Raw genomic sequence first — 21153 nt, 5'->3', positions numbered from 1 at the left:
GTTGTTTGAAATGCGAAGCGGATGGCGTTTACTTCGTATCCTGCAAAAGTATCCAGTCAGACATGCCTATCGGCAACATAAAAAGGATCGGAGATACTGCTGCAGCGCTTAAAATAAAAGAGAATTAAGGGATTTGAGCTGAAAAAGATTTGTGTTCCGGTCTGTTTCGCGCGTCGGATCAGGTGTTTCCTTTGCCCTTCTTCCTGGACGCTTCATGCCTGATGACTGCATAGGCGACGACTGCGCCCACCACAAGTCCCAGGATGAGGAGGCCGCTGTCAACAAGCAGTGAGGGGATGGAACTCGTCTTGCTCGGCGTCGTGGTCGGTTTGAACTGGAGCAGAACGATTGTGTTCTGCCCGACTTTGACGGTGGTCGTCGAGGAGGAGAGCGTGTATCCCTTTACACTCGCTGTGAAGCCGTATGTGCCAGATGGAACGATGAAGCCTGCAATCTGGCTTGTGGTCGTCACCGTCCTGCCGTTGAAGGTCAGCGTCATTGCCGCTCCTGACGGGATGCCGGCCGCAATGAAGGTCACTGTGTATGTCTGTGCGTAGAACGACACATCCACTGTCATCGAGTGCTGCACGTTCAGCGAACCCGGGCTCTGCGGGGATACGCTGCCGTTTGAATATGCCTGGTAGTAGTATGTTCCCGGAGTTGTTGTGAAGGATATCGTTGAGGCCGTTGAAGACTGTGTCTGTCCGTTGAATGTGACCTGCCACGATGTACCGGAGGACAGGCCGCTTTCGCTGAATGTCACCGTGACCTGTGAACCAGGATTAAGCTGCATGGCTACATTGACTGTTGTAGGTGCATTCACAAGTAGATCGTTGGAGTATGTCTGGAACGAGCTGTTTGCAGGTATGATGGCGTAGTAAACGCCATCGGCGGGTAGTGTGACAGTAAGGGTGCTGGAAGATGTGGAAGCGCTCAGATAGAAATAGACGTTGAAAGCACTGGCCTCAAGATTCCACTCGGTTCCGGAAGGCAGGTTGCTGACATCGAATGTCACCGCATACCCGGTGTATACAGAGAACCCGATACCCGGGTAACAGTAAGGTGAGAATTCAAACGACGAAGGGTTGCTTCCGGACATGTAGTAGCTGCCCGAACTGAAGCTGAAACCATAGACGGCCTCGATGAGCGGTACCGTAAGACTCGTGTTTGTCGAGGAGAATGTGCCCACCGGTACAGTCACCCCTCCTTGCAGCATTGTCCAGACTGTTACGCTCCACGGCGTGCCGGTTGCAATGCCTATCGGTGTGAACGTGAAGTTGTTGTATATCGGTGCCATGTTCATAGTACCTGATACGTTGCTGAAGAGCGAAACATACGTGATGTTGAATGAATATGAGTAGTACTCCGGGAAATTGTAGTAGTAGCCTGTTGGCGATACACCGAGGTACCATGTACCGGGCACCCATTCGAATGTCATCACGTCAGTACTGCTCGTGTTGCTTGTGACTGGGAAAATCCCGCGATAAAGGATAGCCCCTTCCCAGCTGTATCCCGCGGGCAGGCCTGTTTCCTTCAGCGTTATTGTGTAGTACGGCAGAAACAGCAGACTGACCACGTTTGCACCGGACGATGCGAATACCGAACCGGGGTTTCCGAAGAAATCAATGTATCCCGACACGTTCCCGACGATATAGCTGTAGACTGCATTCGGAAGAACATAGAAAGTCATCATGTTGGATGTGGTTGTCTGTACATAACCTGACAGATTTACAGACCATGACTGGCCGGCCGCAAGCCCAGTTTCGAAGAATATGAGCGGGACATATGGCGCATACGAAGCGCCGGAGTACGTGACAGGAGCATAATCCCCGCCGACAAATATGTTGCCGTTGTCGTTAAAGGGTAAGGTGCTCACGCCGGGGACAAAGTCATTCCAGAAGTTGCCGCCCATTGTTGCATTCCCTACTATGTTTCCCTTGAGGTTGTAGCCGTTGAAATGGTAGACGAATGTGCTGGTAAGTGCAGGAGTGACATTCCAGGTATCTACGTAAAGGATGGAGGTAAGCGTGTAAAGATTAAACGGGAACTGAATGACATTCGCTGCTTGGTCTGCAAAGTAGTTGTTGAATATGAGATTGCCTGAGCTTGCAATTCCCAGACCAAAGCTGAGCGAGCTGTCCAGGAAGTGGTTGCCGAACAGTACGTTGGTGCCGTTCATTGTACCCGTATCATAGATAAGGACGGAGATCTGAAATGGCAAGAAGACATTGCCCACGAAGGTTGAGTTCGCAATGAGATCGTGCGTTGAATTCCACATCATTATATTTGCGCCGTAGAAGCCCGCCGCATAGTCGGCGGGGATGGTGCCTGTTATGAGTTTCGCACCGTATACCGAAAGGTTCGATGTGTTGTAGAATACATAGCCGAGATTGTTTACGGAGGGAACGAAGTACAGCAGCCCGAGGTAAAGAGAGGTCTGCGGCTGCTCGTACAGGATGCTGAATGAAGGTGAATTGTTGAAATTGATGTAAACGTCCGTGTCTGCAATCTGTATGCCTGAAAATACGGGGAAGCCGTAAACATTCATCATGCCGAAATACGGGCTGATGTATCCCGGCTGGTTGCTGTATGCGAGATAGGGATTCCCGAGCGTCCCGTTCCCGGAGAGCGATATGTTTGCAGCTTCAGCATTGCCCATGGCGTACAGCGGCGTGTAGACGCCCATTGCTGAGTTCATGGTGAGAACGATGTTCTCGGACTGCGAAAGAGGGCCGGATTCAGGGTTGCGGTAGCTCATCATCACTCCCTGCGAGTACGTCCCCGTAGGCAGCCAGAAGCTGTATTTGCCTCCGGTCGAAGTCGTGACATATCCATACTGCCCCAGCGAAAGGGAACTGCCGGGGCTCACGAACATGAATGCATTGGCAGGGCTGATTGTCCCGGTGTAATGCGTCACGCCGCTGAACGGTGCAATGTCCCACATGCCGTAGACAAGCGACGGGCCCGAGGAAAGTGTCACCGTTCCGGACGGTTGCCACGCTTCCGCAATTCCGGTCGAGGTTTCGCCTGTTTCTGAGCCAATGTCGTATGCGCTCGGAACGTTCACCATCTTGCCGGCAGCATTTTTGTAATCCAGGTTGAGTGTTCCGCTTATCGTCTGTATGTTGATCTGGCTTCCGCCGCCCGGGCCTATAATGCCTACTTCGGCATCGTAGGGGATGTATCCGGTCGGCGTGAGGTTTCCGCCGTCAACCCTGTATACCGGAAGGGGTGCGGAATAGCCGAGGACGCCGTTGAGTGAATTGAAAAGAACTTCGTCGAAGACGCCGCCAATCTGCTGCATTTTACCCGTGCTGGAGTTGGTGAACGTTAATGTGTAGTTGAAGAAAACGGCGCTCATTCCGTCGACCACCGCGGACTGCAGCGACAGGTTTGCGACAAAGGGCGTGCTCACGTTATTGATTACCGGCCCGACGCCGATGTAGGCGTAAGGATACGCTTGCTGCGAAGCGGTGTGGCTGTAGATGGTTGAAGAAGGCATAGTTGCTCTGGGAGAACTGAAATTCCATATGTTGTCAACCATTTCGAACTGATGTGCATAACTGTCGTAGAACATCACGTTCTGCGTCCAGTATGTGTAGCCTGTTACACCGTCGACAGTCGTTCCAGTGAGGACTGCGTTGAGCTGTACAGTCAGGCCGTTCGGATCAAAGGAATTAACATCAAACGCATTCAGCTGTGTTGCGTTGAAGCTTGAATTGAATGCAGTTGTCGTGTACATAAACGGCTCGAGCGTTCCGGAAACATTCCTTATTCCATATGCGCCGATACCGAACGGTGCCGGTCCCTGTGCATAGCCCGGCATTACTACATTACCGTTGATTATCGGTGCCCTTTTCGGTGCCGGTATGTAGACATACTGAAGCGGCACTCCAGCATTCTTCGCCGCCGTTATGTACGGAGAAGTCGCCGCAGCGGATTTGGGATATGGTCCTGCGCCGGATGACACGCCGGAACCCGTCGTCTGGGGCGATGAAGAAGAACTGGATAATGCCGTCCCGCCTGCAGAGGAAATTCCGCTGCCCTGCTGCGAATATGCAACCGCGTTTGTTCCTGCGCTGGCCGGATGAACGGCGGTTACTGCGAAAGCAAACGCGCCGGAGATCACCAGGACAAGCGCAACAGCTATACTGAAAGCAACTGTTTTACCCGTCATAGTGAGTGGAAAACGGATCGCTGTATTTATTATTAATCCAAATTGCCGGATGCAAAAACAGCATCCGCCGCCACACAGGCGTTCTGGATAACCAATGAGTGACAAATCCTGACATGATTGCCTCGCTGCCGGCAGGATCCTTTCCGGCGCTCAGAGTCTGAATATTTCGATGTTCTTTTTTGCCGCAATTGTCCGTTCCATTTCCCTCATTTTCCCGAGGTCAAAACAGAAGTATATGTCGGAGGAAACGCCGAGTTTTTCCACTGCCCTCCTGAGCATTCTCAGCGCTGTCTCCTTTTCGTTTTTCTGATGGTGCACATACGCCGCAGCGTAGAGTATTATGCCCTGAAGTATCTCCTTCTCCTCTCCCTCGGCCTTTTTCCATTCCCCTTCCACGACCTCGTGTACCTCCCAGAATCTCTCCTCATTGAACAGTGCCCTTGCCTCCTCCATGACATCCTCCCTTTTCCGATCCGCCCTGTTTTCGTCCGACAGGCACTTAACTGTCAGCACCCTGTCGATTCTGGAAAGGATGCCGGCCGACTTTTCAGCCGTTTTCCTGTCGGGTGCGAAATAATCAACCTCGATTGCGGTGCCTGAGATGCGTGAGCTGTTGATTCTGCACTCTTCAGTTTCCAGGATCCTGCGCAGTCTTTCCCTTACCATCGCGTATCTGGAAACGTCGATGAGATCGGAATTGGCAAGCCTCACGAGATATCTGACTCCCTTCTTCATGATGCCCTGGATTGATGATTTCCCTAATAACCGATGCGCAACAGCAGCACGCGTCCGACCTCCATCCGCCGTTCCGTTTACTTCCGGAAGTGGAAGCACTGCCGTGTGTGCATTGTGAATGTAGATATATCTCCTCATTTTACCATCCCTGTCATGAGGAAGACACCGGGAGACGGTCTCTATTCAGGAACGCTCACGAGAGGCTGCACGCAGTGCATCAGGGGAGCAAAGATGGTGCTGTTCGTCACCGGCGTCTGCGATGTAGGCTGCTTCTACTGTCCAGTTTCGTTCAGGAGGGCCAACCACGACGTTGTGTATGCAAACGAGCGTGTCGTCCATGAAGACGGCGATATTATCGACGAAGCAAGAAAGATGAACGCGCTTGGTACCGGGATCACGGGGGGCGATCCGCTCATTGTTCCGGAGAGAACGGCACATTACATCAGGCTGCTGAAAGAAAATTTCGGGCACTCCCACCATATCCATCTCTACACGGGAAGGCCCACCGTTTCCGCACTGCCGGCCGTTGCCGATGCGGGTCTCGATGAACTGAGGGTCCATCCGCCCGAATCTACATGGCAGAGGTTCCATGGGACAAACTTCGAGCGCATGATTTCGGAGGGAAGGAGGCTCGGTATGAGGGTCGGACTCGAAGTGCCGGCCATACCAGGATACGAAAAGGAACTTTCCGCCCTGATAGAAAGCGCTGCACTGGCGGGCGCCCAGTTTGCTAACCTCAACGAGCTCGAAATGTCAGAGAGCAACGCATCAAACCTCAGGGCCAGGGGTTTCGAACTCGCGAACGATTATTCCAACTCAATCAGAGGGAGCGACGAAATGGCCGAGATGACAGTGCGCCGCACCTTCCCGATTCCGGTCCATTACTGCCCTTCCAGATTCAAGGATTCAGTGCAGCTCAGGGAGCGCATAAAGCGCATGGCTTCGGTGGTCAGATGGAGCGGCGATGTTGTGACGCAGGACGGAACGCTGCTCAGGGCAGTCATAGAAAACAGCAGTCCCGGGAGGTCGCTTGCGGATCTCAAGAAGAGATTCGGCATTCCTGACAGATTCATAAGGCTGGACAGCGAGCGGAACAGGGTGGAAATAGCACCATGGATAGCCGAGGAGATCGCGCCCGAGGCCGGCGAAAGGATTTTTATCGTCGAGGAATACCCCACTGCCGAGAGAACTGAAGTCGAGAGGAGAGAAATTACGCAACGCTGACGCTCTGTATGTTGTGGTGCCTGTTGACGATGTCCCTGGCAATCCTCAGGTTCTTGCCGTCCTTGCCTATGGCCCTTCCCTTGACAGCCGGATCGACCGTCACTGTTGCGTGGACGATGTTTCCCCTTTCCTCAAGCACTACGTCCTTTACGCCGTAGCTGTGGAAAACATTCTTTACGAACTGTATCGGCTCGTCGGAAAACTCTATGATCTGTATGTCCTTGCCTGTAAGCTGCTTCATCTTGATGGCGTTTGCGCCCTTCGCGCCCACAGCCCTCTGCGCCTGTCCAGGCACGACAACGAAAACAAGCTTGTCAGGCGTGTCGAGGCAGTCCTTGACCTGGCAGTGCGTCACGCTTTCGAACAGTGATATGTAGCGGAGTGTTTCCGAATTGAATTTCATCTTCTGCAAGAAGATTACGCTCCGAGCAGCGATGCGGAAGCATCGTCCGTGATGGCAACCACGGACACGGTGAACGGTTTTCCGCAGGCCACTCCAAGTTCAACGCTCCCGCCGGAGTACCTGTACGTCTTTACGCTCCTGAGCCTTGAATAGTGCAGCGCTTCCGGCGCGTTTGACGCGTAAACGAGCGCTTTGGCCTTCTTCTTCTCGAGACAGCGCGCGACTTCCCTTTCGCCAATGACCACCTTGCCGTCTGCCACCGCGAGCCTGATTGCATTGTCCATATCCATTCGTATCACTTCTTTGAAGGCACGTACTCTATGTTCACCGCACCCGTTCCAAGTGTAACAGGCTGTCCGACTATAATATTTTCCGCCACGCCGTCAAGATGATCCTCCTCGCCGATTATTGCAGCCCGCAAAAGGTGTGTCGAAGTTATCTCGAACGCCGCCCTTGCGAGAACGCTCGACTTCCTGCCTGATATGCCGTGCCTGCCAATGGCCTTGACGCTGCCGTCGTTCGTCATCATGTCTGCAACGAGCATTATGTGCCTGATGTCCACGACGAGCCCCTGTTCCTCGAGTGTGCTGGACGCCTCGCTGATAATCGCATTCCTGGCTGCCTCCACACCGAGGACCGAGTAGATTTCCTCTATGTTGTTGGTGCTCACCCTTGTCTTGTCTATGACAGGCATTGCGAGCTTCGCGGGATTGCCCTCCCTGAGTTCTTCCAGAAGCGCCCTGTCCGTGAATTCAACGTACTGTCCGTATGTGAGGTCAAGCGACAGCACCTCCTCCAGGTTGGACCCTTCGGTGTAGAGGACGTACTCATCAGCCTCCTTGCGGAGGACTGCGCGCGTTATGTTTGTTATCCCCTTGATCCGTGTCTCCTTTGCAATCTCCGATTTCTGGTGAAGCAGCCTGAAGGAAGGCTCCTGCACCTCGATTGTGATGCCCTTCGACTGCCCGAATGAGACAATATCCCTGAGACCTCTCGTCTGCTGCAGCGACTCGAATATTTTCTCTGCCGTGATCATCTTCTTCTTCATTCTTTCGGCATCCGGAAGCACATGCACCTTCATTGCCGCAAGGTCAGTCTCAAGCGAGGCAACATCGAGCAGGGTTGCCGTCTCTATCATGTTGCTCACCCACATGGCGACATCCCTGTCGGCCGCGAATTCCCTGTTGAGGTGTATTTCCATCATGGGCGTGCTGGGCGCCCTCCTCGCGTCGACTATCTCTATGAGGCGCGGCAGTCCCAGCGTGACGTTGATTTCTGCCACACCGGCGTAGTGGAATGTTCTCATCGTCATCTGCGTTCCCGGTTCCCCTATGCTCTGCGCGGCGACTATGCCTGCGGACTCATTGGGATCGATTAGATGCTGATCATACCTGTCGCATGCCTTCTGCAGTATCTTCTTCAGCGTCGAATCCCTGACCTCTATGCCATCCAGCCTGTCTGCAATCTTCTCGATGACACTTTCGGGCAGCGAATGTTCCATCTCGCCAAGAAGCCTGTTCAGCCTCTTCTCCAGTGCGCTCCCCTCCTTGTGCTTCCTCTCCACATAGCTTTCAATATCGGCGCTTACGGGCGGTTTCCTGCCTTTCCTTCCTTTTGCTGCCGTCTTCTTCTCCTTCACTGCTCATCCCCCTCCTCGATGTCGTAGTCGACTTCCTCCGCCTCGTCCTCCGTCTGCCCTTCCATGAGATCTGTTTCCAGCGTTGCGTATTCGCCCGTCCTCTTCTCCTCTATCTTGGCGAGTATCTGCGCCTCGTCGCCGAGCGCCTCTATCAGTATGCCGTCTATGTCGACAGCATCGCCCTGGACGCTTCTTGACGGATCGACACCGTCCTCACCGTAGAAAAGCTGCACAATGGAATCGGCAGTGTTCCTCACTGTCCTGTCCTCTGTCACTTTTATGTCCTCGAGCGCATTTATGAGTCTTCTCTGCATGTACCCGGACCTAGAAGTCCTGACGGCCGTGTCCACGAGTCCCTCCCTTCCGCCCATGCTGTGGAAAAAGAATTCTGTCGGCGTCAGGCCATCCTTGTAGCTGTGCTTGACAAACCCCTTTGCCTGTGCACCGAGATCCCCCTGCCTGAAATGCGGAAGTGTTCTGTTCCAGTAGCCCCTGGAAAGCCTTTCCCCCCTGACAGCCTGCTGCCCTATGCATCCGGCCATCTGCGAAAGGTTGAGCATCGAACCTCTCGCGCCGCATTTTGCCATTATGACGGCAGAGTTCTCCATTCCGAGATACTGCCCTGCGATATTGCCCGCCTCGTCCCTGGCCCTTCCCAGCACCTTCATCACCTCGACTTCCAGTGTTTCCTCCATGGACCTTCCGGGCATCTGCTCGAGCTCGCCCTTTTTGTACATCGAGACCAGTTCCTCCACCCTCTTCACTGCGGCGTCGAGCGAATCTGCTATGCGCTTCTTTGCATCCGCAGGAATGTCCTCGTCGGCGAGGCCGGTGGAGAAACCGCGGATCATTATTGCGCCGATGCCGAGTTTTGTGGAATTGTCTATGAACTCCCGGACGGTGTCCGGGCCGTAGTCGCGTGCGAGCTTGTCTATGATCTTCCCCTTGAAGGCGCCTATGGCCTTCTCGTCCATGGTGCCTACCTCGAAATTGCCGTCTTTCACTCTGACATAGGCATCATACTGGCATTTCTCGTAGAGGCACGGCTCGCAGTTGATGCATATCGACGACTTGAATGCCATGTTGAGCGTTTCAGGCAGTATTGTGGAGAAGAGCTGCTTTCCGCTCCACAGCTCCCTGCCGTGCCTGTCATTCATAACCGGCCTGGGCAGTTCCCTGTGGTGACGTATCATGGACAGCATGATCATGACTTCCTCCTTCGTGAACATGGAATTCATGTAGGTCAGAAGGAACGATCCTGTGATGTGGTCGTGGATGGCGCCTATGACCGGTCCGCCGAAACGGGGCGAGAGCACATGCTCCTGGACGCGCATGAGCACCTTTGCCTCCGCCCTGGCCTCCTCGCTCTGCAGCGCGTGCATGTTCATCTCGTCGCCGTCGAAATCCGCATTGTAGGGCGGGCATACGCTCAGGCTGAGCCTGAATGTCCTGCTCGGCATGACCCTTACCTCGTGGCCCATCATGGACATCCTGTGGAGCGACGGCTGCCTGTTGAACAGGACTATGTCGCCGTCTGCAAGATGCCTTTCGACTATGAAACCGAATTCGAGCAGGTCTGCAGCCTGTTCCGCATTCTTGTCAGTGATTTTGATTCTCCTGCCGTCCGGCCTGATGACGTAGTTGACGCCGGGAAGATAGGTTGCCTTCCCCTCCCCGCGGAATGGCAGCGGCTCAGGTCCCCTCTTGACCATCTCCCTGAGCGCCTCGATATTGTACGGATTGACTGTCATCGGTATAGTGAGCTCCTTGGCGGCCTCCACGGGAACGCCGACCTCGTTGATTGAAAGCAGCGGATCCGGTGATATGACCGTCCTTGCTGAAAAGTTCACCCTCTTGCCGCTCAGGTTGGACCTGAACCTCCCTTCCTTCCCCTTGAGCCTCTGGACAAGCGTTTTCAGCGGTCTCCCGCTCCTGTGCCTTGCGGGCGGGAGTCCTGAAGTCTGGTTGTCGAAATATGTTGTCACATGATACTGCAGCAGTTCCCACAGATCCTCGACTATGAGCTGGGGCGCTCCCGCATCCCTGTTTTCGCGGAGCCTCTGGTTTATCCTCAGCACGTCGACGAGCTTGTGTGTAAGATCGTCCTCGGAGCGATCGCCGGATTCCAGTGTGATTGACGGTCTGACGGTGACAGGCGGAACCGGAAGTACCGTGAGAACCATCCACTCGGGCCTGCAGACACGCGCGTCCAGTCCGAGCGGTTCGAGGTCCGAATCGGGTATCCGTTCCAGCCGTTCCCTCACCTCCTTTGGAGTGAGTTTGTGCCCTTCCTCCCTGAAGCTGGTGGGCTTGTCAAGCGCTATCTTGGCCCTCGTGGCGCCGCAGTGGGGGCAGACTGCAGTCGAGGCAGCCTCCCTGACAGTTTCCTTTGTCACCATTCCCATGTCTGCAACATCGCCGCCGAATTCCTCCACCCGCTCCATGCTCTTTTTGAATTCGTCCGCCTGCTCCCTTGTGAGAAGAAGCCTTCCGCATTTCCTGCAGGTCGCCTCAAGTAGTCTCTTGATTTCCTTGACGTAGCCTACATGTATGACATTCATCGCAAGGTCTATGTGGCCGAAATGGCCGGGGCACTCATCGACCTTTCTTCCGCATGTCTTGCACCTGAGGCCGGGCTCGATGACACCGAGATGGAGATCCATCAGGCCCATCTCGATGGGGAAGCCGTCATCATCATACGTGTCGGCCGTTATGACCTTCACTGCCGACATCTTCCTTATCTCGTCCGGAGAAAGGAGGGCAAACCTGATAGACGAAATTCTCTTGGAAACACCTCTGGCAATCATTTCAAATCCTCCAGCTGCAGGCGCATCACAACACCAAGCGACATGAGTTCATACATGAGAAGAAGGAAGGCGTAGCTCGTCTGTATGAGATGTATGTTTGATGTGTTGCCGCACGCAGGACAGCGTACCAGTCCCCTCCTGTCCACGTATGCGATGTGGCCGCAGTCCGGGTTGCCGCACACATACTGGTATGTGCCGTCCGACTCGTCAAGCAGCCTGTCCTTGATTACCATGGCCGCGCCATGTGCAATCAGCGTATCCCTCTCCATTTCACCGAACCTCAGTCCGCCCTGCCTCGACCTTCCCTCCGTCGGCTGCCTGGTCAGTATCTGGACGGGTCCCCTGCTCCTGACATGCAGTTTTCCTGAGACCATGTGGTGAAGTTTCTGGTAGTAGATTACACCGATGAATATCTCAGCCTGTATCATCCTGCCCGTGGTGCCGTCATACATCACTTCCTTGCCGTTGTTGCGGAAGCCCATCTTCAGCAGTTCGCTCCTGAGCGATTCCTCCTTCTCCCCGGAAAACGCCGTTCCGTCAACGAACCTGCCCGAAAGGGATGCAACCTTGCCGCCGACCATCTCGAGCACATGCGCGACCGTCATTCTCGACGGAATGCTGTGCGGATTGATGATCAGGTCAGGGACGGAACCGTCGCATGTGAACGGCATCGATTCCTGCGGAACGAGAAGGCCGACCACTCCCTTCTGGCCATGCCTGGAAGCGAATTTGTCCCCCAGCTCGGGTATTCTTTCATCCCTCACCTTGACGCGGACGAGTCTCGAGCCGTTTTCCGATTCAGTGAGTATGACGCTGTCCACATATCCGGACTCGCCTGCCCTGACCGTTATTGAGGTCTCCCTTCTCTTCTGCGGTGTCAGAAAATCTGTCTCCTCCTCAAGGAAACGGGGAGGCGAGGTCTTGCCTATGAGCACATCGCCGCCGTTGACAAACGTCTCGGGCGATATGAGTCCGTCCTCGCCAAGGTTGCTGTAGGCGACATCCGCCCTTGCGCCCCTGACATCGGGACTTGGTATCTCGAAGTGATCCTCCTGCCCGCCGGGATAGCGGCGCTCCTCCGCTCTGTAGCTCCTCAAAAAGCTTGATCGGCCCAGGCCGCGTTCTATGGAGCCTCTGTTCATTATGACGGCATCCTGCATGTTGTAGCCGTAGTGCGATATGATTGCGACAACGAAATTCTGTCCTGCCGGGCGCTCGTTGAAACCGGTGAAGTTCATCTGGGTGGTCTGGACAAGCGGTTTCTGCGGATAGTGGAGCAGGTGCCCTCTCGTATCGGGTCTCAGCCTGTAGTTCGATGCGCCGAGTCCCAGAGACTGCTTTGCCATGCCGGCACCCATGGTCACCCTTGGTGAAGCGTTATGCTCGGGGTAGGGAACAAGACCGGCGCAGACACCGAGTATGACCATGGGGTCGACCTCAAGGTGCGTATGGTCCTTTGAGAGAAGAAGCGTGGAGGAAAAAGTGCCGCTGCATCTTACGCATTCGAGCTTTGCATCGCTTTCCTGCATGCCCATGTTTATCCATCTGACGTCGCCCGATGAAAGAATGGATGAACAGTGCGGGCATTTCTCCGGAATGGTGAACGGCTCGACGCAGATGTAGCTGTCCTCTTCCTCCTCGGCGTCAATCCACTCAACCAGGCCGCCTCTTATGAGTTCGCCCCACCCCCTCCTTCCCTCTCCGACCTCCCTGAGCACGTGGTAGTTGAGCAAAGTGGTGCCGTTCCTGGCGACGACAAGCGGTCTCCTGAGTCTGCCTTCGTCGCAGTTGATGTACACATCGTTGGTCGTGCGGTCAAAATGGACATTGAGTTCATGGGAACGCTGCCCGTATATCTTGCCTGTCCTCCTTCTCTCCCTGATCTCGCCTACGAGCTTTTCGCCGTCCCTTACCACGCCTATGAGGTCGCCGTTCACGTAGACCCTCGTCTGCTCCATCATCTCCGAAAATTTCGCTTCCCGGACGCCGAGATCGCGCAGCTGTATGATAACCTCGGATTCGGGTATGCCCTCGGACACATCAACGATGAGCGCTGCGTTCTTGACAAGGCCGCAGTTCTGCCCTTCGGGCGTTTCATTGGGGCACAGCCTTCCCCACTGTGTGGGGTGCAAATCCCTTGCCTCAAAGTGCGGCTGACTCCTCGTCAGCGGACTGGTTACCCTCCTCAGATGGCTTGCGGTGGACATGTTTGAGGTTCTGTCGAGCAGCTGGCTCACGCCCGCCCTTCCGCCCACCCAGTTGCCTGTTGCCAGTGCATGCAGCAGCCTGTGTGTCAGCAGATCGGGTCTTATGGCACTCTGTATTTTGATATCCTTCTTGCGCGCAACGCTCCTCTCGAGCTGGTACTTGAGATCCTTGATGAGGTTCGTAAACGCAACCCTGAAAAGATCCTCCATCAGGTCACCTGCAAGCTTGAGCCTCTTGTTCGCATAGTGGTCCTTGTCATCCTCCCTGCGTATTCCCAGGGAGAGTTCGAGCACGTTCCTTGCTATCCTGCCGAGGAACACCGCCTTCTTCAGCCTGTCCTCGGCCGTGTCGCCGAGATGCGGAAGCAGTGATCTGTCTATTATCGACTCGATCTTCTTGACCCTGAATTCCTTTGCCTGCCCGGTCGCGAATTTCTTCTCGAGGTAGCCCAGCGCATCCTCTGTCGTGTATATGCCGTTGGGCGGAAAATTTTTCTTGTCCTGCGCATCCTCTATGTTGGCGTAGACAATCTCCTCCATCCTCGGATCGCTGACAATGGATTCGAATATTTCGTTGTCCTTTTCCATGCCCAGCGCCTTCATCAGTATGATGAGCGGTATCTGTCCGGATGCAGCAGGAACAGAAACCATCAGCACGCCGTCCTTCTTTTTCTCGACAACGGTGAGAGCCCTGTAGCCCTCCTTCTGCGAAAAGACCTTCGCCACCTGTATCCTTGTTCCGTAGCGCTCGTTGTACTCGACGAGTATCCTGTTCGGCGCAAGATCTTCGAGCGTTATCAGCACGCGTTCGGTTCCGCCGATCACGAAGTATCCGCCGGGGTCAAGCGGGTCCTCGCCCTCCTGCTGAAGCCTCGATATGTATTCCTGCGGCGTGAGCTCCCTCTCCGCGCCCTCCTCAAGTATGTTGTCTCTGGTCAGGTTGCACGCCCTGCTCTTCACCATTATGGGCAGATCGCCGATATGCACGCTGTCCGACTCTCTTTCAATGCCATCCTCTATGACTGTGAACTCCAGGAATATCGGAGCCTGGTAGTTGAGATTTCTGAGTCTTGCCTCCATCGGCTTGAGTTCATGGCTGGCGCCGTTCGCCTCCCTCACAATCGGCTTCTTCACTGTAATCGTAGGCTTCGCGACGGGATCTATCTGCCCCGTCTTATCGTCCCTTCTCCTGCCGAATCTTATCTCAATCAGCTTTCCGTCCGTCTTTTCCGGATCGAGGCGGATCACTCCGCGCTCCATGTCCTCCGGGCTTACCCTTGCGTTGTCGACGATCCTCTGCATTCTGCTGTTCGCATTCATGTACGTGCTCAGGAAATCATCAAACGACGCGATATGGTGGTTTACAATGCTTCTCTCTTTGAAATACGAAAATACCAGTTCCTTCAATCAAAACACACTCCGAATAGATTGATCGGCTTCATCCGTTTATCTCGTTATCAGCCTGTAAGCGACAAATATATCCGCTGTCTTGCTCTTCCGCCTGATTTCGACGACCCTGCCCTCCTGTATGCTGCCCTTCTCCTTGGAGGTCGCCTCGAGAACCCTTATCGCAGGGTCTCCCAGTTTGATCTTTGGCAGCTGCTCTCTTGTTATTCCCAGTTTCTTCAAAATTTTTACAGTTTCAGCATCGGTCAAAAGACGGTGCTCAGGTACCATTTCATGATTTAAAATATTAAAAGGGGGCATGTCCAATCTCGTCCGGTAATTCAATGCTAATGGTGATTTATATATATAGTATTCGGTATACAGGCCCCGTCATTTTTCTGCACAAACACGGTGTACGACGATGTGCAGCGGGATAGGGAGGGGACCAAAGACGGACAGCAAGGAACGGGTACCGGGCACCAGTCTTATTTTCCCCCTTTCAGGAGCGTCTGCGCGTCGATGAGAGGCACAAGTCTTATTCTCTCTGCCTTCAGAAGTTCCTCCGCCCCCTCTCCCCTGTCCACAACCACTATCGCACGCTCCACCCTTCCGCCGGCATCCCTGACCTGGTCTGCTGATTTCAGTATGGATCTGCCCGTTGTGCTGACATCCTCCAGTATGTCGACTGTTTCGCCCGCGGCTATTTCCCCCTCGATCAGGCTTTTCGTGCCGTGTTCCCTGCCCTCCTTCCTGATCATTGAGAAAGGCTTCCCTGTCTCAAGTGAGACCGCGACAACGATGGGTATTGCTCCAAGCTCCATTCCGGCGACCCTGCTGCCCTGAACATGCGGTGCCATCGCACCGGCAATCATTCTGAGCACGGCAGGCTGCGTGTATGCTTTCTTGATATTGACGTAGTAGCTGCTTGTTGCGCCGGAAGTCAGCCTGAATTCCCCGAACATCAGCGCGCCCGATTCAATCAGTTTTTGCATCAGTTCCATTCAATCAGCCCATGCAATGCTGCAATCATAGTAAAATGCTTACCAGGGAACGCTCTTCAGCCCTCTCCTGTATCCGATGTAGTTGATTATTCTGTGCAGCGGATAAATTATTATCAGCGCAACCGCAAAACCCGCAAGCGCATAACCGTCGATGAGGAAACGCATCACGCTGCCTGCCGATACAAGCAGTGCAAGGAGAAAGGCGCCTGCGGCAAAATCGTACTGGTCCAGGATTGGGACGCTCGCGCCCTTTTCGAGCCCCATCCTCCTTTTTACAAACGCGCCGCATATGTCGCCGAGCATCGAGCCGGCGGAAAGCGAGAGGAGCACGGGCAGTATGTAAGGCGAAATCCTGTAAACCGCCGAAACCGGTCCGCCGATGAAAGCACCGATCAGACTCTCGAGGTAGCCGAGCAGCACCCCGGAGAGAATGCCCGTGAAAAGACCACGCCAGGTCTTTCCGTCTCCTAGCAGTCTGTTTCCTCTCCACATCCTCCCCATGTCTATCGGTTTACCTCCGCCGAATATTGCTGCACCCGTATTCGGCAGCATGGCCGGAAGGAAGAACCATACCGCGTCGGCTATTGATGAGAGCAAATCCACGGCAGCCAATGATAATCGTGTTAGTTAACTGTATCGCGGATGAGCCCGTGCCTGCCTGCATGGCCGCGGATGCATTCACCGCTGTCCTGTCACCGCTTTGAGATATCCTCCGGCGGGCAGGAAAAGAAGCTCACTGCTGCGCCGGCCGCGTCATCTACCCGTTCCGCATCCACGCCTGAAAAATACGAAAGTCTCTTGTCAAGGACGATGGCAATGCCCCTGTCGGTCTCGCTCCTTATCATGCGGCCGGCAGCCTGAAGCAGCCTTCTGAGTGCCGGCCCCCTGACTGCGTAGTCCCATCCCTTGCCGTACAGTATGTCGTAGTAGTTGACAAGCGCTCTCTGCCTGGCAGTCGGTTTCGGGTACGGGATGCCAACGATGATGACCATCTCAAGTGTCCTGTCGGGAAAATCAAGTCCTTCCGAAATCCTTCCGCCGATGACCGACAGGAATACGGAACCGGGCGCATGCTTGAAACGATCCACGGCGTTCATGAGTTCTTCCTGCCGCATCTCCTTCCTTTCCACGATTACGTTCCCGTTTATCCTCTTCTCAATGTTGAGCGACAGGAGTGAATCGAGCATCCCGAACGAAGGCAGAAACACCATCGTATTTCTTCTGACAGCGTTGCAGATACCGGCAATTCTGCCGCATATGGCGGCCAGCATGCCTGCGTCCCTTACCAGTATTTCGTATCTTGTGGTTATGTCGTCCACATAGACAAGCCTCCTGTTCGATACCGGAAAGTCGGAAGGGACGGACAGCAGCACAGTGTCTTCCGGAAGCTGGAGTAGCGTCCTGTAGTCCTCGAGTTTGCCGAGCGTCCCGGACATGTGAATGCTCGCGTGTGTATCCATTACCGGCGCAGCGGCTATGGCAGGGTCGAGACAGTACGCTTCCAGGGAGGGTGTTTCCCCCCCGTTGACGAGCTTGACATAGTGCTGCGGCTCGATTTCAGTCCAGAAGCGGAGAAAATCGCTGAATGAGCGGATATACGACCTGGGAAGCCTCCCCTGTTTCAGCTTAGCGTCCCTGACGATATCCCCCTGGTTCGAAAGTATGGTGGATATGGTGTGGAAGGAGCTGGAATTGACGCCAAGTTCCTCCATTATCTGTGTTTCAAACTCGTCTTCCGGGACCAGGCCGTCATCGTCGAGCACAAAATCCTCGGCTATGGCCCTTATGGCATCCTCCACAACTTCTGAAAGATCCCTGACGCTCACGCCCGGAATTATTTCGGGGTCGCCGAACTCTTCCGCCTCCGTTTTCATCCCCTGTGCGGCCCTCACCCCGAATCTGATGCTCTGGACCTCCCTCAGGTAATCGGGGAGGTTGTGCGCCTCGTCCAGTATGAGTATGATGTCCCTGGGCTGGACGCCCATCCATTCGAAGAGCCTCCTCCTTATGAACGGATCGAAGAAGTAGATGTACGGCGCCATGACAATATCTGCTTCGGCAAGGAACGACTTCGAAAGCTCATACGGGCAGACACTCCTTTCCCCGGCCCATTTTATGACTGCCTCTGCGTCAGGCATTTCATCCCTGAGCCACTCTATGATTTCATGCTGATCCGAATCAAGCAGTCTGCGATAGTAGCGGCATCCGTCCATTCCGTTCCTCGTCTTCTCCTTGAGGTAGTTGCAGTACGACGACAGCTCCTCGGCGCTGCCTGAACCTATCTCCCCGTCGTCTCTCGCAAGTAGACAGCTGCTGTTTCTTCCCTGCACCGCCAGCCCGAATATCCTCTTCCTGGAGGATATCCTGCGCAATTCATCCATCACCTGGCGCTGTTGCGAATTCGTTCGCGTGAGATAGAGTATTTTTTTTTCACCGCTGCTGTCGATCACTGCCGAAAGGACGCTCGCAGTCTTGCCGCTTCCCGTCGGACTCTCGACGACAAGATGGCGTGACGCTGTGATGCACTCAAAGACAGCTTTCATTATGCGCATCTGTCCCCTTCTCGGGCTGTAGGGGAAAAAGCTTCCGCCGGTTTCCCTGCGCCCCTCACCGTTTTCTTCCTCTTCCATGTGTTTCCAGTCTCTGCCGGACAATCCCATTCCCGGCTGCAGGTTAAAAAACTATTGAAGGGTTGGCTGAAAGGCAGGCGGCGGCACTATCTGCGGCTGTGTGTCTGTTTTAGCATGTCCCAGACATCTTCCGGCACATCGTCGTAAACGGAGTTGTCGCTCGTTTCGGAAACATCCTCTCCCTCGATGCCGTTGATAAGCTCCCATATCCTTTCCTTCTGGAAGAGCCAGTAGTGGATACGCCATTCCCTGCCGTCATAGAGCGTCGTTTCCTCCCTCTCGGTCGTCAGGATGCCGCTGTCCTCAAGCATGTAAAAAGCATCCCTGTCCTCAGGTTCCAGCATGTTGTCTATGATCCGTTCGCTGTAGCCGAAGAAATTCATCACATGCTGGGCAAGCGACATGGCCTCCTCGGCAGGCATATCCTCCCTGTCTATGCTGTTCCTTATAGCCAGACTCAGATGGTCGACGGTCAGTGTCCTTGCCCTGAACGAATCACTGGTTTTCGCTGCCGGCATTAAAACACTCCTGGTGGGCTACAAACTGCGTACATGGATACAGAACCGCAGTATTAATTCTACGAACTGTTTGTATTTAAATATTGTCAATCAATTCATCGACGGCTGCCGAATTACAGATAGACCATCGTACAGGAAGCAAGGGAGCGGCTGCGCTGAGCAGCCCATGCACAGTGATTCAGATAAGCCTCATCGTGGCTATGAACACCAGGCCGGCTGCCACGAGGTAGCCTATCCTGACATAGTCAGTCGCATCCCTCTTGAGTATTCCGGCAATGAAGAGTATCGCCAGTATGATGAAATTTCCGAATATGGAAAGCACAAGTCCCGCCGAATATCCCGATGTCCCGGGTCCGGACGAAACGACGATTATGATCTGTGCAATGAAATCCAGAACCAGGCCGAAGAGAACTATTGCAACTATTATAGTCGTATGGGTTGCTGTTTCTATCATCGTGGCAACTTCACTCTCGATGGTCGCATGGCTCTGGGCCGGCTGCGGACTGCCCGAACTTTCTCCCGAAGACAATTAACTACCCCTGCATGGACATTGCAGGGTAACATATATAAATTGAGGTCAATCTGCATTTTCCGGCAAGGCTGCCGGTCCGCAGCTCATATTCCTGTGGGCATGCCGGCGTATCATCTACCTGTAAGGCGGCACCCCTGCAGCGTTCAGCGCGCAGACCGGGCAGGAGCAGGTCTTAATCCACAACCCTGACATACATATCCTCCACACTGTCTCCGGGAAGGATGTATTTGATTCTCATACCCCTTGCGGCAAGGTACGAAATCAGCTCGCTGTTTGCCACACCGTCACTTTTTCTTATTATCACGGTGCTCCCCTCCACCCTGAAATTCGAAGAGAGGGCCGGCGGCAGTTCCAGATTTGCAGGCGTCTCCTCCAGGACGACTTTTACTTCTTCAGCCTCCGACCTCAGTCCCGTATCGTGGACGATCCTCCCCCTGTTCACTATGATCACACGCTCACATATTTCGCTTGCCTCGTACGTGAGGTGAGTACTGAGCATGATTATCCGCCTTCTCTCTGAACTGAGTTCCCTGATGATTTCTCTGATATCCCTCATGCCCCTTGGATCCAGGCCGAATGTCGGCTCATCAAGGATGAGTATCTCCGGATCTCCGATCAGCGCAGCCGCAAGCCCTAGGCGCTGCTTCATCCCCCTTGAGAGTATGCCGGACTTTTTGTCAAGATATTCAGTGCATCCTGTCCTTTGGGCAATTTTTCCGATGTCTGCATCAATCTCCCGTTCCTCCAGCCCCCTCACCTTCGCGACGAACTCGAGTATCTCCCTTCCCCTGAGGTACGGATAGAACTCGGGCTGTTCGATGAGTGACCCGACGGCTGAAAGCGCCTTCTGCGGATCCTCCGAAACGTTTATTCCGTTGACAAGCGCAACGCCGCCGGTCGGCCTGGAAATGTTAGTAATGATCTTCAGCATCGTGGTCTTCCCAGCGCCGTTGGGGCCGAGGATTCCAAGGCAGACCGGGCCATCCACCCGGAGATCTATCCTGTCCAGGGCAAGCGTCCCGCCGTATGCCTTGGATATGGCTTCGAGCCTGATGGAGGGCGTCATTTCACCTCCTTCCTTTCAAACATTATTATGCCTGCGCTCAAGGAAATAATCCAGTATACGGCGATGACAGCCAGAGAAAGGAGTATGTCCGCCTGCCCGGCAGGCGCAAATGTGAATGAAGTACGGAACGGATCGGGGTTTATGTTTATGTAGACACGTTCAACTATGCTTGCTGCGACATTCAGGAGATAGAAAGGTGTCTCCCTGTACAGAAATTCGACAATAATCTGGAATGCGCTGAAGACCAGGAAATATATCAGGAAGACGGTGATGTAGGCATATGTGTTCCTGTCGAATATGCCGCTTATCAGGAAGGTAAATGCGACGATTGCAAAGATGAAAACAATGAGCAGTCCGATCGATTCGTAGAAAGGATAAATGAGCAGTCCGTGGAAAAGGGAGATGAAAACGGCAGCCTGGACCGCCACGTAGATCAGGACAGTCAGCAAGGTTGCGGCCACAGCCGCAAGATACTTTGAGACGAACAGTTTTGTCCTCCCGATGGGCAGAGTGAATATATGGTAGGCCGTCTTTGACTCAATCTCGGACGATATTGCGGGGGAACCGAAGAAAACGGAGGCAAAAACGGGCAGATCCAGCAGAACAAACGACCACAGGTACCCGAATATCTGTTCCCTGGCGAACGTACCTATGTCCGTCAGGTTCGCACCGGGAAAAATGCTTCCTATCCTGTTGACGTAGTTGAACGAGAAATAGCTCAGGAGGGCCGAAACAAGAAGTGTTATCACTACCATGAAATAGAAGCTTTTTGATCTGTAATAATTCCTGAAGTAGTACCATGTGACTGTTCCGAGCAGCCTCATTCCG

Annotated in this window: 16 protein-coding genes; 1 reads left to right on the top strand and 15 read right to left on the bottom strand. The window is 54.1% G+C overall.

Annotated features, from left to right (window positions below; all coding sequences use genetic code 11):
- Positions 1-178: 178 nt before the first annotated feature.
- Positions 179-4177 (bottom strand): thermopsin, encoded by a 3999-nt coding sequence (locus KIS29_09255; GenBank protein MBX8640506.1) that lies wholly within the window; start codon positions 4175-4177, stop codon positions 179-181.
- A 150-nt stretch (positions 4178-4327) separates the two neighbouring features.
- Positions 4328-4843, bottom strand: coding sequence for a DUF309 domain-containing protein (locus KIS29_09250; GenBank protein MBX8640505.1), 516 nt, complete (start codon positions 4841-4843; stop codon positions 4328-4330).
- Between the two features lie 222 nt (positions 4844-5065).
- Between KIS29_09250 and KIS29_09245 the strand changes: the two genes are divergently transcribed.
- Positions 5066-6136: a radical SAM protein gene (locus tag KIS29_09245; GenBank protein ID MBX8640504.1), complete on the top strand. Its 1071-nt coding sequence runs from the start codon at positions 5066-5068 to the stop codon at positions 6134-6136.
- Here the strand turns inward: KIS29_09245 and KIS29_09240 are convergent.
- The 13 genes from KIS29_09240 to KIS29_09180 form a co-directional block, all read right to left on the bottom strand.
- On the bottom strand, positions 6123-6539 hold the full coding sequence (locus KIS29_09240; protein MBX8640503.1) for a NusA-like transcription termination signal-binding factor: 417 nt from the start codon (positions 6537-6539) through the stop codon (positions 6123-6125). The genes KIS29_09245 and KIS29_09240 overlap by 14 nt on opposite strands.
- A 14-nt stretch (positions 6540-6553) precedes the next feature.
- The gene (locus KIS29_09235; protein MBX8640502.1) at positions 6554-6829 is read right to left on the bottom strand and encodes a ribosomal L7Ae/L30e/S12e/Gadd45 family protein; all 276 of its coding nucleotides are present in this window, start codon (positions 6827-6829) and stop codon (positions 6554-6556) included.
- 5 nt (positions 6830-6834) lie between these two features.
- Positions 6835-8040, bottom strand: coding sequence for a DNA-directed RNA polymerase subunit A'' (locus KIS29_09230; GenBank protein ID MBX8640501.1), 1206 nt, complete (start codon positions 8038-8040; stop codon positions 6835-6837).
- A gap of 134 nt (positions 8041-8174) precedes the next feature.
- Positions 8175-10985, bottom strand: coding sequence for a DNA-directed RNA polymerase subunit A' (locus KIS29_09225; GenBank protein MBX8640500.1), 2811 nt, complete (start codon positions 10983-10985; stop codon positions 8175-8177).
- Complete coding sequence (locus KIS29_09220; GenBank protein MBX8640499.1) at positions 10982-14599, bottom strand: DNA-directed RNA polymerase subunit B; 3618 nt, start codon at positions 14597-14599, stop codon at positions 10982-10984. The genes KIS29_09225 and KIS29_09220 overlap by 4 nt, the downstream gene beginning before the upstream one ends.
- Positions 14600-14638: 39 nt before the next feature.
- Positions 14639-14899: a DNA-directed RNA polymerase subunit H gene (locus KIS29_09215; GenBank protein ID MBX8640498.1), complete on the bottom strand. Its 261-nt coding sequence runs from the start codon at positions 14897-14899 to the stop codon at positions 14639-14641.
- Positions 14900-15063: 164 nt separating this feature from the next.
- On the bottom strand, positions 15064-15579 hold the full coding sequence (locus KIS29_09210; GenBank protein ID MBX8640497.1) for an orotate phosphoribosyltransferase: 516 nt from the start codon (positions 15577-15579) through the stop codon (positions 15064-15066).
- Positions 15580-15618: 39 nt separating this feature from the next.
- Positions 15619-16131 (bottom strand): CDP-2,3-bis-(O-geranylgeranyl)-sn-glycerol synthase, encoded by a 513-nt coding sequence (locus KIS29_09205; GenBank protein ID MBX8640496.1) that lies wholly within the window; start codon positions 16129-16131, stop codon positions 15619-15621.
- Positions 16132-16271: 140 nt separating this feature from the next.
- Positions 16272-18239 carry an ATP-dependent DNA helicase gene (locus KIS29_09200; protein MBX8640495.1) on the bottom strand — a complete coding sequence of 656 codons (1968 nt, stop codon included), beginning with the start codon at positions 18237-18239 and terminating at the stop codon, positions 16272-16274.
- A 56-nt stretch (positions 18240-18295) separates the two neighbouring features.
- Complete coding sequence (locus KIS29_09195; protein MBX8640494.1) at positions 18296-18727, bottom strand: hypothetical protein; 432 nt, start codon at positions 18725-18727, stop codon at positions 18296-18298.
- A gap of 178 nt (positions 18728-18905) precedes the next feature.
- Positions 18906-19256: a hypothetical protein gene (locus KIS29_09190; GenBank protein ID MBX8640493.1), complete on the bottom strand. Its 351-nt coding sequence runs from the start codon at positions 19254-19256 to the stop codon at positions 18906-18908.
- Between the two features lie 175 nt (positions 19257-19431).
- Positions 19432-20325, bottom strand: a complete 894-nt coding sequence (locus KIS29_09185; protein MBX8640492.1) for an ABC transporter ATP-binding protein — start codon at positions 20323-20325, stop codon at positions 19432-19434.
- Positions 20322-21149 carry an ABC transporter permease gene (locus KIS29_09180; protein ID MBX8640491.1) on the bottom strand — a complete coding sequence of 276 codons (828 nt, stop codon included), beginning with the start codon at positions 21147-21149 and terminating at the stop codon, positions 20322-20324. The genes KIS29_09185 and KIS29_09180 overlap by 4 nt, the downstream gene beginning before the upstream one ends.
- Positions 21150-21153 lie beyond the last annotated feature (4 nt).

The organism is Candidatus Sysuiplasma jiujiangense, assembly GCA_019721075.1.
In the GTDB taxonomy this organism is placed as follows: domain Archaea; phylum Thermoplasmatota; class Thermoplasmata; order Sysuiplasmatales; family Sysuiplasmataceae; genus Sysuiplasma; species Sysuiplasma jiujiangense.
Note: the sequence above shows the minus strand (reverse complement) of the source record. Positions and strands in the feature narration are given on the sequence as shown.